16 protein-coding genes are annotated in these 13,860 nt (G+C 73.1%); 9 read left to right on the top strand and 7 right to left on the bottom strand.

Annotation, left to right across the window (positions count from 1 at the left end):
- Positions 1–157 precede the first annotated feature (157 nt).
- Genes ACRWNP_RS13175 through ACRWNP_RS13200 form a run of 6 tightly spaced genes read left to right on the top strand, consistent with a single transcriptional unit; the run spans position 158 to position 5,617 of the window.
- Positions 158–1,699 carry a sensor histidine kinase gene (locus ACRWNP_RS13175; protein ID WP_431961321.1) on the top strand — a complete coding sequence of 514 codons (1,542 nt, stop codon included), beginning with the start codon at positions 158–160 and terminating at the stop codon, positions 1,697–1,699.
- On the top strand, positions 1,696–2,139 hold the full coding sequence (locus ACRWNP_RS13180) for a roadblock/LC7 domain-containing protein (protein WP_431961322.1): 444 nt from the start codon (positions 1,696–1,698) through the stop codon (positions 2,137–2,139). Before ACRWNP_RS13175 ends, ACRWNP_RS13180 begins: the two co-directional genes overlap by 4 nt.
- Complete coding sequence (locus ACRWNP_RS13185; protein WP_431961323.1) at positions 2,136–2,495, top strand: DUF742 domain-containing protein; 360 nt, start codon at positions 2,136–2,138, stop codon at positions 2,493–2,495. Before ACRWNP_RS13180 ends, ACRWNP_RS13185 begins: the two co-directional genes overlap by 4 nt.
- Entirely contained in the window at positions 2,476–3,120 is a 645-nt protein-coding gene (locus ACRWNP_RS13190; protein WP_431961325.1) for a GTP-binding protein, read from the top strand. The genes ACRWNP_RS13185 and ACRWNP_RS13190 overlap by 20 nt, the downstream gene beginning before the upstream one ends.
- Complete coding sequence (locus ACRWNP_RS13195; protein WP_431961326.1) at positions 3,117–4,373, top strand: cytochrome P450; 1,257 nt, start codon at positions 3,117–3,119, stop codon at positions 4,371–4,373. Before ACRWNP_RS13190 ends, ACRWNP_RS13195 begins: the two co-directional genes overlap by 4 nt.
- The gene (locus ACRWNP_RS13200; RefSeq protein WP_431961327.1) at positions 4,373–5,617 is read left to right on the top strand and encodes a cytochrome P450 family protein; all 1,245 of its coding nucleotides are present in this window, start codon (positions 4,373–4,375) and stop codon (positions 5,615–5,617) included. Before ACRWNP_RS13195 ends, ACRWNP_RS13200 begins: the two co-directional genes overlap by 1 nt.
- Here the strand turns inward: ACRWNP_RS13200 and ACRWNP_RS13205 are convergent.
- The 5 genes from ACRWNP_RS13205 to ACRWNP_RS13225 form a co-directional block, all read right to left on the bottom strand.
- The gene (locus ACRWNP_RS13205) at positions 5,604–6,044 is read right to left on the bottom strand and encodes an alkaline phosphatase PhoX (protein WP_431961328.1); all 441 of its coding nucleotides are present in this window, start codon (positions 6,042–6,044) and stop codon (positions 5,604–5,606) included. The genes ACRWNP_RS13200 and ACRWNP_RS13205 overlap by 14 nt on opposite strands.
- Positions 5,969–6,160, bottom strand: coding sequence for a hypothetical protein (locus tag ACRWNP_RS13210; protein WP_431961411.1), 192 nt, complete (start codon positions 6,158–6,160; stop codon positions 5,969–5,971). The genes ACRWNP_RS13205 and ACRWNP_RS13210 overlap by 76 nt, the downstream gene beginning before the upstream one ends.
- A gap of 78 nt (positions 6,161–6,238) precedes the next feature.
- The gene (locus tag ACRWNP_RS13215; protein ID WP_431961329.1) at positions 6,239–7,318 is read right to left on the bottom strand and encodes a hypothetical protein; all 1,080 of its coding nucleotides are present in this window, start codon (positions 7,316–7,318) and stop codon (positions 6,239–6,241) included.
- Positions 7,319–7,795: 477 nt separating this feature from the next.
- Positions 7,796–8,578, bottom strand: a complete 783-nt coding sequence (locus ACRWNP_RS13220; RefSeq protein ID WP_431961330.1) for a class I SAM-dependent methyltransferase — start codon at positions 8,576–8,578, stop codon at positions 7,796–7,798.
- A gap of 86 nt (positions 8,579–8,664) precedes the next feature.
- Entirely contained in the window at positions 8,665–9,207 is a 543-nt protein-coding gene (locus tag ACRWNP_RS13225) for a hypothetical protein (protein ID WP_431961331.1), read from the bottom strand.
- Between the two features lie 271 nt (positions 9,208–9,478).
- On the opposite strand from ACRWNP_RS13225, the gene ACRWNP_RS13230 reads away from it, so the two are divergent.
- Positions 9,479–10,504, top strand: a complete 1,026-nt coding sequence (locus ACRWNP_RS13230) for a terpene synthase family protein (protein ID WP_431961333.1) — start codon at positions 9,479–9,481, stop codon at positions 10,502–10,504.
- Between the two features lie 230 nt (positions 10,505–10,734).
- Complete coding sequence (locus ACRWNP_RS13235) at positions 10,735–10,956, top strand: hypothetical protein (protein WP_431961335.1); 222 nt, start codon at positions 10,735–10,737, stop codon at positions 10,954–10,956.
- On the opposite strand, the gene ACRWNP_RS13240 is transcribed toward ACRWNP_RS13235, so the two are convergent.
- Positions 10,943–12,520, bottom strand: a complete 1,578-nt coding sequence (locus ACRWNP_RS13240) for an aldehyde dehydrogenase (NADP(+)) (RefSeq protein ID WP_431961337.1) — start codon at positions 12,518–12,520, stop codon at positions 10,943–10,945. The genes ACRWNP_RS13235 and ACRWNP_RS13240 overlap by 14 nt on opposite strands.
- 1 nt (position 12,521) lies before the next feature.
- Positions 12,522–13,151 (bottom strand): isochorismatase family cysteine hydrolase, encoded by a 630-nt coding sequence (locus tag ACRWNP_RS13245; protein WP_431961338.1) that lies wholly within the window; start codon positions 13,149–13,151, stop codon positions 12,522–12,524.
- 186 nt (positions 13,152–13,337) lie between these two features.
- On the opposite strand from ACRWNP_RS13245, the gene ACRWNP_RS13250 reads away from it, so the two are divergent.
- Positions 13,338–13,796 carry a lipocalin-like domain-containing protein gene (locus tag ACRWNP_RS13250; protein WP_431961339.1) on the top strand — a complete coding sequence of 153 codons (459 nt, stop codon included), beginning with the start codon at positions 13,338–13,340 and terminating at the stop codon, positions 13,794–13,796.
- The last annotated feature ends 64 nt before the right edge of the window (positions 13,797–13,860 follow it).

The following is a 13,860-nucleotide window of genomic DNA, read 5'->3' on the forward strand; positions in this document are numbered from 1 at the left end:
GCTCGTTGATCAACGCTGTCGGCAACTCGCATATAGTGACCGCGAGTTCCCCGCGAACACGGAGCCCGTGCACGATTCGTGCCCGTGGCGGTGCCCGTTTTTGCCGGATTCCCCTGAGCCTGTCCCATCCGTCCGTACGGCCCCGAGGTCCAGATCGATGACAGCGCAGACCGCGCTCCCGCGCCCGCGGACCGGGCGCTTGCGCATCCCGGCACGGCGGCGTGAGCAGCGTGCTCCGTTCGCGTACCTGGCGCGGGCCATGGCGGTTCCCCTGGTGGTCACCGTGCCGGTGGCAGGGTGGCTGGTGGTCGCCGCCCCCGGGTCGCTGCGCGCCCCCGCCGTGATCGGCGCGGCCGCCGGGATCCTGGCGCTGGCCTGCGCCGTGGCCCTGGCGGCGCAGGAACGCTGGAGGGCCCGGCGGCTGGCCGCTCAGCTCGACGCCCTGCGGGCGGAGGCGGAACGATTCGCCGACGAGTTGCTCCCCGCCGCCGTCCGGCGGATCACCGCCGGGGAGACGGTGGACCGGGTGCTCGCCGGGGTGCGGGAGCCGCTGACCGGCCCGCAGCGCCGCATGCTGGCCCTGGTCGCCGACCGGGTGGGCACGAGCGAGTCGCGCCGCGCCGCGGCGATGGCCGTCGGCGCCAACGCCGCCGGGCGCATGCAGGCGCTGGCCACCGGCATGCTCGCCGACCTGCGGCAGATGGAGCACCGCCACTCCGACCCGGCCGTTCTGCACGACCTGCTGCACCTGGACCACCGCACCGCCCAGGCCGGCCGCCTCGCCGACAGCATCGCCGTGCTGACCGGGGCCCGTTCCGGCCGCCGGTGGGCCAAGCCGATCCGGATGGAGTCGATCCTGCGCGGCGCGATGGGGCGCATCGCCGGCTACCAGCGGGTGCGGCTCCACTCCACCAGCGAGGTCGCCGTCGTCGGCCACGCCGCCGAGGGAGTGATGCACGCGCTGGCCGAACTCATGGACAACGCCGCCAACTTCTCCCCGCCCACGGCCGAGGTCCACGTGTACGTGGAGGAGGTGCCCGCGGGCACGGTCATCACGGTCGAGGACAGCGGCCTGGTCATGGGCGAGGTGGCGCTGCGCAGGGCGCAGAGCGCCGTCGCCGCCGGGTCCGGGGACCTGACCGGTCTGTCCGGGACCAGGCTCGGCCTGACGGTCGTCGGGCGGCTGGCCCGCAAGCACGGCCTGACGGTGTCCTTCCGGCCCTCGGCCCGAGGCGGCACCGGCGCGGTGATGATGATCCCGCAGGAACTGCTCACCGTCCCGCGCCCCGGCCTGGACGCCGGTCCCGCCGCCGAGCCCGTCCTGCCCCCGCAGGCCCCGGCCGCCGCCGAGCCGTCCGCCCCCGCCGCCGCCGAGACGTCCGGCCGGGACGAGGAACTCCCGCTCACGGCACCGGAACTGGGCGAGAGCGGCCTGCCCAAGCGCCGACGCGGCCAGACGCTGCACTCCGCCGGCCACGACCGGCGCGCCGCACGTGCGGGTACCGGCTCCGCCGGCCACGGAACGGCGGCCGAGCGCGCCGCGCGCTTCAGCACCTTCCGCAGCGCGGTGCAGGGCACCACGCCCGCCGAACCCGCACCTGCCCCCACCCCTGACCACGAGTCCTCCGCGTCCGCGCCCCGCGCGGACCGCGACGAGCAGAACGCGACGGACCCATCCCCAGAAAGCGACGCGCGATGACCGCACCGGCCACCGGCCACACCAGTACGGACGAGCGGCTCAACTGGCTGCTGGAGAACTTGCTGGAGCGTACCCCGGGCGCCCGCCACGCCCTGGTCCTGTCCCGGGACGGGCTCAAGCTGTGCCGCACCCCGGAGCTTTCGGTGGACCAGGCGGACCAGCTCGCCGCGATCTCCGCCGGCATCCAGAGCCTGTCCCAGGGCGCGTCCATGGAGTTCGGCGACGGCAGCGGCGGCGTGCGGCAGGCCATGGCCGAGTTCTACGGCGGGATCCTGTTCATCGTCGAGGCAGGTGACGGCGCCCACCTCGCGGTCGTCGCCTCCGAAGACGCCGAGGTCGGTCTGATCGGCCACAACATGAACGAGCTGGTCGAACAGCTCGGCGAGCACCTGAGCGCGCCCCCGCGCGAGCTGACCGGTGAGGACGGCGACAGCGCATGACACCCCGCCCGGGCCGGGAGGAGGATCCGGACCGGCTGTACACCCTCACGTCGGGCCGCAGCCGGCCCGAGTCCGACGCGTTCGACCTGGTGACCCTGGTGGTCGCCGAGTGCGAGCCGGCACCGGGGATGCAGTCCGAGCACGCGGCGATCCTGCGGATCTGCCGTCGGCCCACCGCAGTCGTGGAGCTCGCCGCCGACCTGGGGCTGCCGGTCGGCATCACCCAGGTGCTCCTGTGCGACCTGCTGGACACCGGCCGGATCAGCGTCCGGCACCCCCGTACCGCCCGGACGGCGGCTCAACTTCCGGACCCCGAGATCCTGGAGCAGGTGCTCGTTGGACTACGCAACCTCTGACCCCGGCCTCCTTCCCGGCCCGCCGGGGCCGCGGGCGCCGCTCGACGCGAGCGCCGACAACGGGCTGAAGATCGTCATCACCGGTGGTTTCGGCGTCGGGAAGACGACCATGGTCCGCTCGGTCAGCGAGATCCGTCCGCTGAACACCGAGGAGACCATGACGCAGGCCGGTGCCGGGGTCGACGACCTCGCCGGTGTGGCGACGAAGACCTCGACCACCGTGGCCTTCGACTTCGGCCGGATCAGCATCAACGCGCGCACCGTGCTCTACCTGTTCGGCGCGCCCGGGCAGGAGCGGTTCTGGTTCCTGTGGGACCGGCTGTTCTCCGGCACGCTCGGAGCGGTGGTGCTGGTCGACACCCGCCGCCTGGACGACTCCTGGTACGCCATCGACCGGCTGGAGCACCACGGCACCCCGTTCGTGGTGGCCCGCAACGACTTCGGAGGGCCGAAGCACACCGAGGAACAGGTCCGCGACGCGCTGTCGCTGGCGGACGGGGTGCCGCTGGTGGACTGCGACGCGCGGTCCCGGCAGTCGTCCAAGGACGTCCTGATCACCCTCGTCCAGCACCTGCAGACCCTGTCCGCCGCCCGCCCGCGGGCCCGGGAGAGGACCGCCCCGTGACCAGTCAGCCGCCCCCCGGGGCCGCCGGCAGTTGCCCCTTCGCCGGGGCGGTGCCGTTCAGCGGTCCGCGTTTCCACGTCGAACCCGCCGCTCTGTACCGGGAGTTGCGCCGCGACCACGGCGCCCTGGCTCCCGTGACACTCGACGGCGACATCCCGGCCTGGCTCGTCCTGGGCTACCGGGAACTGCTGCACGTCACCGGCGACCCGGTGCTTTTCAGCCGCGACTCGGACCTGTGGAACCAGTGGGACCGCATCCCCGACGACTGGCCGCTGCTGCCCATGATCGGGCGCAAACAGCCGTCGATCCTCTACACCGTGGGCGAGCGGCACCGGCAGCGCGCCGCGATGATGGGCAACGCCATGGAGGACACCGACGCGGTCGAACTGCGCCGGTACGCCGAGCGCTACTCCGACGAACTGGTCGACACCTTCTGCGGCAGCGGCAGGGCCGACCTCCTCGAAGAGTTCGCGATGCTGCTCCCGGTCCGCGTGCTGGCCCGGCTGTACGGCTTCCCCGAGGAGCAGGGCCCGCTCCTGGTGAAGGCGGTCAAGGACCTGGTCGACGGGGGCCCGGACGCCATCGCCGGCCAGACGCACGTCTACTCCGCGATGACCGAGCTGCTCGAGGCGAAGAAGGAACAGCCGGGCGCGGACGTGGTCTCGCGCATGCTCGCCGACCGGTACGACTTCTCCGACGAGGAGATCGTGCAGGACCTGATGGTGATGACCGTGGCCGGCCACCAGCCCACCGCGGACTGGATCGGCAACTCGCTGCGGCTGATGCTCACCGACGACCGCTTCGCCGCCTCGTTCACCGGCGGCCGGAACAGCGTCGGTCAGGCCATGAACGAGGTCCTGTGGGAGGACACCCCCACCCAGAACATCGCCGGCCGGTGGGCCAGCCGCGACACCCGGCTCGGCGGCCGCCAGATCGCCTCGGGCGACCTGCTCATCCTCGGCTTCGCCGCGGCCAACGCCGACCCCCAGGTGCATCTGGAGGCCGGGGCGTCCACCAACGGCAACAACGCCTGGTTCTCCTTCGGCCACGGCGAGCACCGCTGCCCGTTCCCGGCGCAGGAGATCGCCGAGGCCATCGCCCGCACCGGCATCGAGGTGCTGCTGGACCGGCTGCCCGACCTCGAACTGGCGGTCGACCCCGCCGGGCTGGTGCGCCGTCCGTCCCCGTGGCTGCGGGGCATGACCAAGCTCCCCGTGCGTTTCACACCCACCCCCGTGCTAGGAGAACTCTGATGAAGTGTCCGGTCACCGGCCACGAGGCGGCCTCCCCGATCGTGCTGGACCCGCTGGTGGGCGACCTGGTCGCCGAGAGCACCGCGCTGCGCGAGGCAGGCCCGCTGGCCGCGGTCGTCCTGCCCGGCGGCGTGCCGGTGTGGGCGGTGACGCACCACGCCGAGGCCCGCGCGCTGCTGACCGACCCGCGGCTGGTGAAGGACATCGCCCACTGGGACGCCTTCAACCGCGGTGAGATACCCGCCGACTGGGCCCTGATCGGCCTGGCCAACCCGGGCCGCTCCATGCTGACCGTGGACGGCGCCGACCACCGCCGACTGCGTTCCCTGGTCGCCCAGGCGCTCACCCCGCGCCGCGTGGAGCAGATGCGGGCCCGGATCGAGCAGTTGACGGCCGGTCTGCTGGACGGCGTCGAGGAGGCGGCACGCGAGGGCGGGGCGCTGGACCTCAAGGCCACCTTCGCCTACCCGCTGCCCATGTACGTCGTGCAGGAGCTGATGGGCATCGACGAGGCACACCTGCCTCGGCTGAAGGTGCTGTTCGAGAAGTTCTTCTCCACCCAGACCCCGCCCGAGGAGGTCATCGCCACCCTCGGCGAGCTCGCGGAGCTCATGGCCAAGACCGTCGCCGACCGGCGCGCCGAGCCCGGCGACGATCTCACCAGCGCCCTGATCGCGGCCTCCGAGGACGGTGACCACCTCACCGACGAGGAGATCCAGAGCACCCTGCAGCTGATGATCGCCGCGGGGCACGAGACCACGATCTCCCTCATCGTGAACGCGGTCGTCAACCTGCTCACCCACCCCGACCAGCTCGCGCTGGTGCGGGAGGGCAAGGCGAGCTGGGAGTCGGTGGTGGAGGAGACCCTGCGCCACTCCACGCCCACCTCGCACGTGCTGATCCGCTTCGCCACCGAGGACGTCCCCGTCGGCGACAAGGTCATCGCCAAGGGCGAGGCGCTGATCGTCTCCTACGCGGCGATCGGCGGCGACGAGAATCAGCACGGCCCGAGCGCCGGCGTCTTCGACATCACCCGCGACCACCCCATCCGGCACATCGCCTTCGGCCACGGCCCGCACGTGTGCCCGGGCGCCGCGCTGTCCCGGCTGGAGGCCTCGGTGGCGCTGCCCGCCCTCTTCGAGCGCTTCCCGAAGCTCGACCTGGCGGTGCCGGCGACTGAGCTGCGGAACAAGCCCGTGGTCACCCAGAACGACCTGTACGAGCTGCCCGTCACCGTGCACTGACCCACGGAACGACGCGGCCGCCCTTGCTCCACACCACCACGACGAGGGAGGGACGGGGGATCCGCCTGCCGCCCCCCGGCCGGTGCGAGGACGGGCTCTCGTACGTGGAGCCGTCGGTCCGCCCGGGGTGCTGCACGGCGTCCAGGACCCGCTGGTCCTGGACGATCGGGCCGCAGGTCTCGGCGCCCTCGGGCACGCTCGGGAACCGCCGCACCTGACCACGCTCGGCACCCTTGACCGGGACGCCGAACAGGGCGTCGTGGGCGCCCAGGGTGCCCGGCGCGCCGTCCGTGGAGATCCACGGGTTGCCGTGCGGGTCGAAGGCCACGTTGTCCTGGCACGAGATCGGGCTCACGTCGTCCTTCGGGAAGCCCGCGAAGTGGGTGGACGGGTCGGCGGGTCGCCCGCGACAAGGAACAGCCGCCACGCGAAGCGGTCGGCGGCGGTGTCGTCGAGGAACCCCGCCGACTTGCGCACGTGCCCGTGCTTGTCGCGGATGACGGGCACGTCCACGGGAACGGTCGGCCGCACGGTGGTGGGCATGCCGTGACTCCCGGTACCGGTACCGGCCCCGCGCGAAGGTTCCTCGCCGCGGTGCCGGTCCGGCAGGGGCGCCCCGCGTCAGACGTCGGCGCCTTCGGGCGCCGGGCGGTCCGCGTCGGTCTCGCGCCGGGCGGGGACGGTGACTTCCGCGGCCTCGGTGGCCTCGCCGGCCTGGTCGGCGGCGTCGTCCCGGTCGGGCGCAGCGGCCGGCGCGATCCCCGTCGGCACGGCGGGCGCCAGCACGTCGAGGTCGGCGTCGTCCGGACGGCGGTCGCGGCGGACGTCGCCGACGATGAGGGCGACCACCGCCGCCGAGCCGACGAACTCCAGCAGGCTCTGCGAGGCGTCCACGGCGGTCACGGGCATCGTGCCGACCGCGTAGCCCCACAGTTCGGTGAAGGCCGACGGCATCATGAAGAGCGAAAGACCCACGGAGAAGCCCGGGGCTGTGGGCCGCCGCCGGGCCGCGAGCAGCATGCCGGCCCCGCACAGTACGGTCAGGCACACCCACTGGTACGGCGACGGCACCGCGAGGATCGACCGCCCGCTCCCCTTGCCGACGATCAGGTCGGTGAGCACGGCCGGCCCGACCTGAACGGCCGTCACCGCGTTGCGGCCGATGTAGAAGACGTTGAGCACCGCGAGCAGCACCCCTGAGGCGGTGGCCGTCACCTTCACCGGGCGGATGCCGCCCGTCATCGTGTCCGCGGCGGCGGCCTCGTACTCCATGTGCCGGGCGAGGAGGAGGAGTCCGCCCAGGACGAGGGAGAGCACCGCCGCGAGGACGGCGGTGCCGCCCACCGCGTTCAGCGAGGCGCCCTTCAGGTTGCCGAACCACGGGTCGGACGGCGAGTCGAGCAGCAGGTACCAGACCGCGGGGAGCCGGAAGCCGAGGGTCACGGTGCACGAGGTCACCAGCAGGCCGCCCGCGCCGCGCGTGCGGAACAGCGCCGCCAGGCCGGCGCATAGCTGAAGCGCCGCCAGGCCGAGGTCGAGCGAGGAGGTCGCCGACAGGCCCGGCACCCACCCGGTGGTCCACAGCGACCAGGCACCGGGCAGACCGCGGACAACGATGTCGTAGAGCAGCCAGAACGCCGTCTGTGCGAAGAGCGCGAGGCTGAGCAAAGCCACGGCTATCCGCACTTGATTGATCGACATCCCCGGACGGTTCATGGCGCGCTGTCCCCTCGACGGCCAAACGTGGTTGAGTTCACAACAATCCCAATGACGGACCAGAGCATAAACGGTCACCCGTGTACCGGCGCCAATCCGCCCCCGGCGTGCCGACCTTGCCGAACCGTGCGGGAACGGCCTGCCAGCGGGAAGTGGGTGACGTGGCGTCAGGTAACGACGCCTCGGCCCGTGGAATGCCTCGGAGTGCCAGTGAACGGGCGTGCGCGTGAGAGGGAGTTGGGAACCGGTGCCCCCGACGGCCCGTACCGGGTCAGCAAGGCCGCCGTCGAGGCGCTGGGACGGCTCTACGCCGACAAGTTCGGGTTCTGCGTCATCTGCCGTCGCGTCAGCGGCGTCGGGACCGGTGGCGGGCGGCGAGGGGGCCGGTCGCGGCACCGACGTCGGACGCCGCGAACGGCCCGGTCCTCGGCACATGCACCACGGGTGTACTTCTTCCGGATGTCAGCCCCTGCGGGCTTCGATCAGATAACGCTGCGAGTACGCGACGAAGGACCCGTGCCGCTCCATGAAGTCGTGCAACTCCGCGAGCCGCTCACGGTAGGCGTCCACCGTGAAGCCGGGCACGATCCAGATGACCTTGCGGAGGAAGTGGACCACCGAGGCGATGTCGTGGAATTCCATGCGCAGCGCCTCCTGCCGCAGGTCCACGACCTGCAGGCCCGCCGCCTCCGCGCGGGCGGTGGCCTCGATCGCGCTGGAGCCGGCCGTGGTCGTGAAGGGGTCCGGCGGCACGTGCGCGGCGACCGGCTGCGGCCCCATCAGGTAGTCCGTCAGTTCCCGCACCGAGCCCGCGCCGACCTGCTGGGACAGGTAGGCGCCGCCGGGACGCAGCACCCGTCGCACCTCGTCCCAGCGGGTCACCACCGGATGCCGGCTGACGACCAGGTCGAAGTGGCCGTCGGGGAAAGGGAGGTCGGCCGTGTCCTCCGCCTCGACGACGGTGGCGCCCAGGGGGGCCAGGTTGCGGCGGGCGATCTCCAGGTTGGGCGCCCAGGACTCCGTCGCCGCGACCACCGGCGGGGCGGTGGGCACGGTCGCCAGGACCTCCCCGCCGCCGGTCTGGATGTCGAGGACGGCCTCGGACCGCGCGGCCCGCTCCGCGAGGAGCCTGGCGTAGCCCCAGGACGGGCGCTGCTCGGTGGCGCGACCGGTGAACCAGGAGAAGTCCCAGCCCTCGGTCGGGACGGCCTCTCCCTCGGCGAGGAGATCTTGGAAAGTGGACATGGGCGCGAGGATGGCAGACGTGCCGCGCGGCGCGCATCCGGATTACGCCATGGGAATCGAAAGCCCGGGCCGCCCGCCGCGGGTCGTCAGCAGCCGGTCGCCAGGGGGGTGAAGGACGTGGGGGTGCCCTCCTTGGTGTCGACGGCCGTGTCGTACGTGGCGGAGTCCACCGTGAACCAGACGTCGTCCCGGGTGCGGTCGCCGCCGACGTCGTCCAGTTCGACGCACCAGCGTTCCGCCGAGACCACGCGGGTGTAGGACTCGGTGCCCTGCCGGACCTTCCGGCAGTCCTTGTAGTGCTCGGTGGTGTACCAGGTCCGGGTCGACCTGCGCTTTCCGGAACCGCTCGAGGAGCTGTGCTTCACCCGCCGGGTGCGGTCGGTGCACCGCTGCACCATGTGCGGGCGCCGCCCGGTGGCCGTCCTGCGCGCCACGTGCCGGTGGTCGTCCAGCAGCCCGATGACGCGTGGGTCCGCTTTCGCGGCCGGAGCGCCGGCGGTAGCGGCCGCCGACGGTCCGGATCCGGCCACGGCCCCGGAATCCGGGCCCGCGCAGGCACCCAGCAGGGCGGCCAGGCACGCGGCGGCCACGGCCACGGCGGCGGTGAACGGGCGGCGGTGTCTGTGCACTTGTCTCCTCGAAGAACGTGAAACTGAACGCGAACGGTGCGGGCGCTCGGTACGGGCGGTCTGCGCGGGCGGTCGGTGCCCAACGGATCATGACGCGTCGTGGGCCGACCGGGTTCCCGCGGCGCCCTGCCGCCCGCGTTGGCGTCCTGACGCCAACCGACCGTGCGTTCCTGGCGTTCGGTCGTCGAAGGCTGGGTAGGAACCCGGACGGGGATGGCTGGAAGTCGTAGTCCTTGCCGGGCCGCCGACGGCTCGGGAAGGGGGGATCTCGGTGGGGAAGACGTCCGCGTTCGTCCGTATCGACGGTCCGGGGGGACGGGCCGCGCACAGCGGGGTCACGCGGGGGCGGGCCGCGGGGCCCGTCCTCGTACCGGGCCCGTCGCGGCTCAACCCCGGCCTGGGGGAGGTGGAGCCGCATGTCATGGCCTGGGCCCGGCGGGCCGGGCTGTTGTCCCCGCTGACCTCGGGACAGGCCGGCCGGGAGCGGCAGGTGGCCATGGCGGCACACGTGTGGCCCTGGGCGGCGCCGGCCCGCCTGACGGAACTGGCCCGGCTCACGCTGTGGATGTTCGCCGTCGACGACGGCAGCGACGCCGGTCCCTCCCCGAGTACCGGCGTGGAACTGGAGGCCATGGCCGGTGCCGTCGGCGGCTGCGGGCGCGCGGTTCCCGCCTCGGCGCCACCGGCCGTCCGCGTGCTCGGCGACATCATGCCGCGGGTGACCGGGGCCATGGGGGCCGCCTGGGGCGACCGCTTCCGCCGCCACCTGATCGCGTGGATCCGCACCAACCAGGACATGATCCGGATCCGCGCCGACCACGAGGTGCCCACCCCGGAGGCGTACGTCTCCTGGCGGCGGGTCTCCGGTGCGACCGGCTGGTGCTTCGACCTCATCGAGTACGCCCAGGAGTCGGAGCTGCCCGCGGCGATCTGGTTCTCACCGGCCTGCCGCGCCCTGCGCGAGGCCGCCGCCGACGTCATCGGCTGGACCAATGACCTGTTCTCGGTGGAGAAGGAGCTGCTCTCGGGGGAGACCACCAACCTGGTCCTCGTCCTGCGCCACCACCACGGCCTGACGCTGGAGGAAGCGATCGACGAGACACGGCTGTGGCACGCCCGCCGAGTCGCCGCCCTGCGCACCGCGACGCGCGACCTGTACGCCACCGCCCTCGCGACCGACCTCACCCCGGCGCAACTGGCGGCGGTCAGCCAGTACGCGGACGGCATCCACGCCTGGGCCCGCGGCTTCCTCGACTTCTCACTGGCCTCCGCCCGCTACCACGCCCCCGGCGGGTAGCCGTTGGCGCCATCGGGAACACACCACGCAGGGCGGACCGGGGGAACGGGGGAGTACGCGACGGGTGCCGGAAGCGGACACGTCACGGGCGCGGCGGGTTACCTGGTCAGGATGTTCGCGGGTCTGGCCCGGACCGCGCTGACCCCGCTGTTCGGGCGGCCGTAAGCGGCGCCCTGGACATCGGCGCGACCGCCTACCAGCGCGGCGACCTGCACCACGCCATGGCCGCCTTGGACAAGGCAGGCGCGGCCCCCGGGCAGCTGCCCCCGCAGTGGTACGCGACGTGCGTGGGGGAGGCGCGCGCCGCCTCGCGCGCCGCCCGGCTGCTGCGCCAGGTCCTCCAGGACCGGGTGCGCCATCTCGGCGAGGACCACCCGTGGACCGCCCGCACCCGGGGGGAACCCGCGCGCTTCCCGCGACCGGGCCGCGCCCGGCGGGTCAGTCGCGGGTGAGGTGCCCGTCGACCAGCCGCCACAGCCCCAGCGGGTTGGCCGGGGCCAGCGCCTCGGGGAGCAGCGCGTCGGGGAAGCCCTGGTAGGTGACGGGCCGCAGGAAGCGGTCGATCGCGCTCATGCCGACCGAGGTGAAGCGGCTGTCGGTCGTGGCCGGGAACGGGCCGCCGTGGATCGTGGCGTGGCCGACTTCCTGCGGGTGGGCGAAGGCGTTCACCACGATCCGGCCGGTACGGCGCTCCAGGACCGGCAGCAGGCGCGCGGCCTGCGGGTGGTCCGCCTCCTCCAGGTGCATCGTCGCCGACAGCTGGCCGCGGAAGCCGCGGGCCACCTCCGTCATCTGCTCCGTGCTGCTCAGCCGGACGAGCAGCGCGGCCGGTCCGAAGACCTCCTCGGCCAGCGCGGATTCGGCCAGGAAGCGGTCGCCGTCGACCTCGAGGAGCTGCGCGCGGCCCTGGTAGGCGCCCTTGGGCTCCGGCCCGGCCGCCACGGTCGCGGCCCCGGACTCGCGCAGGCGCCGTTCCCCGCGGCCGTAGGCGTCGTGGATGCCGGGGGTGAGCATCGTCCGCGCGCCCATGGCACCGACCCGCGCCGCGGCCGCCTCGCGCAGCTCGGCGTACCCCGGGCCGTCGACGGCGAGCAGCACGGCCGGCTTCAGACAGGCCTGGCCGACGTTCACGAGCATGCGCTCGGCGAAGCCGTCGCCGATCTCGCCGCCGCGCGCCGCCAGCGCCGCCGGCAGGACGAAGGTCGGGTTGACGCTGGTCATCTCGGCGAAGACCGGTATCGGATCGGGGCGCAGCTGCGCCCGCCGGTACAGGGCCATGCCGCCGGCCTCGGAACCGGTGAAGGTGACCGCCTTGACCAGTGGATGCTCCACCAGGGCCTCGCCGATCGCGTTGCCCGCCCCCCGGAGCATCGAGAACACGCCCTCGTGCAGCCCGCAGTCGGCGACGGCGCCCTGGATGACGCGCCCCTGCAGTTCCGAGGCGCCGGGGTGGGCGTTGTGGGCCTTGAGGATCACCGGGCAGCCCGCCGCGAGCGCGGCGGCGGTGTCGCCGCCCGCGACCGAGTAGGAGATCGGGAAGTTGCTGGCGCCGAAGACGGCCACCGGTCCGATGGCGATCTTCTGCAGGCGGTGGTCCATACGGGGCCTGGGCCGCCGTCCCGGCTGGGCCGTGTCGACGGCGGCCTGCCGGAACCGGCCCTGCCGCACGACCTCGGCGAACTGCCTGAACTGCCCCGCGGACTTGGCCGCCTCGGCTTCCAACTGCGCGACCGGGAGGCCCGTCTCCAGGGCCGCCCGCTCGGCCAGTTCGCCCTTGATCCCGTCAAGCCGGTCCGCGATCAAGTCGAGGAACGCGGAGCGCTCCACGAGGCCGGTGCGGTTGTAGGTGTCGTAGGCCTCGTCGGCCAGCCGTGCGGCGCGGTCGACCTCGGCCGCCCCGCCGAGCGCGAACTCCGGTCCGACCAGTTCGCCGGTCGCCGGGTCGAGCGCCTTCATCGTGCCCTCGGACGCAGGGACGGACGAGGCGCCGATCAGCATCTCTCCGGTCAGTCGCATGTCAGTGGTCTCCGTTCTCCGGCGTCTTCAGCAGGTCGGCGGTGGTGGTGATGGAGTGGGCGTAGGTGGGGCCGTTGAGCTCGTGGGCGGCGTGCATCATCTCGGGGCGGTAGGCCGCGGTGGCGTCGCGGACGAGCGTCACGTGGTAGCCGAGTTCCATGGCGTAGCGGCCGGTGGACTCGATGCAGGTGTTGGCGAGCAGCCCGATGACGATCACATGGGTGACCCCGTGCTGCTTGAGCCGGAAGTCCAGGTCGGTGTTGGCGAAGCCGCTCTGGGACCAGTGCTCCTGGACGACCACGTCGCCCTCGGCGGGCCGGAAGTCGGGGTGGAACTCGCCGCCCCAGGTGCCGAGGGCGAAGGTGTGCCGCTCCTGGATGATGCGGTGCGTGGGGTTGGGGTGCTGCCAGTCCTCGTAGTCGCCCTCCCGCCAGCGGCGGTGAGGGACGAAGAAGACCTTCTGGCCCGCCGCGCGCCCCGCGCCGACGACGGCGCGGAGGTTGTCCAGCAGGCCGACCTCGGTGGCGACGCCTTCCAGCGCGGGCCAGACCTTGCCGCCCTCGGACAGGAAGTCGTTGTAGGGGTCGACCAGCAGGATCGCCGTCCGCGTGGGGTCGTAGGTGTCGGTCATGATGCGTCCTTTCCCAGTGTGGATTATTTGCATCATCCTCATTCAGGATTACTCTCGTCATCCTGAAAGTCAAGGAACGACGCCGGGCCGCCGAGTGGGTGCGCGCAGCGCAGCGCGGGCGGGGGATGCGGGCCGGCGGCCATCGACGGCGCCCAGTGGGTGCCCGCACGACAGCGAGGTACGGCGATGTCTCCCGATGAACTGCGCGAATCCCTGATCGGCGGCTGGCGGCTGGTGTCCTACGAGGCCACCGACGTCGGGACCGGGGAGGTCGTCGAGCCCTTCGGGCCGCGGCCCCGGGGCCTGATCACGTACGGCCGGGACGGCCACATGGCGGCCCAGATCATGCGGGCCGGGCGGCCGGACTTCCGGCATGGGCGGCTCGAGGAAGGGCTGCCCGGGGAACTGGCCGCGGCGGCCGCGGGCTACCTCGCCTACGCCGGCACCTTCGAGGTCCCGGCCGGGGACACGGTCGTGCACCGTGTCGAACTGAGCCTGTTCCCCAACTGGGTGGGCGGTGCCCAGACGCGGATCGCCGACCTGGACGGCCGAATGCTCCGGCTGAGCCTGCCCGGCCCCGTCCGGCTCTGGGGCGCGCTCCGCACCGGTGTCCTGACCTGGGAGCGCCGCGGCGACGGCCGGTGACGGCCGGCTCCCTCATGGAGTCGCGGAGCGCGGGCGGTGCGGCCCGCGCTCCGCGCGTGCTCCG

The organism is Actinacidiphila sp. bgisy160 (genome assembly GCF_965342435.1).
GTDB lineage: Bacteria > Actinomycetota > Actinomycetes > Streptomycetales > Streptomycetaceae > Actinacidiphila.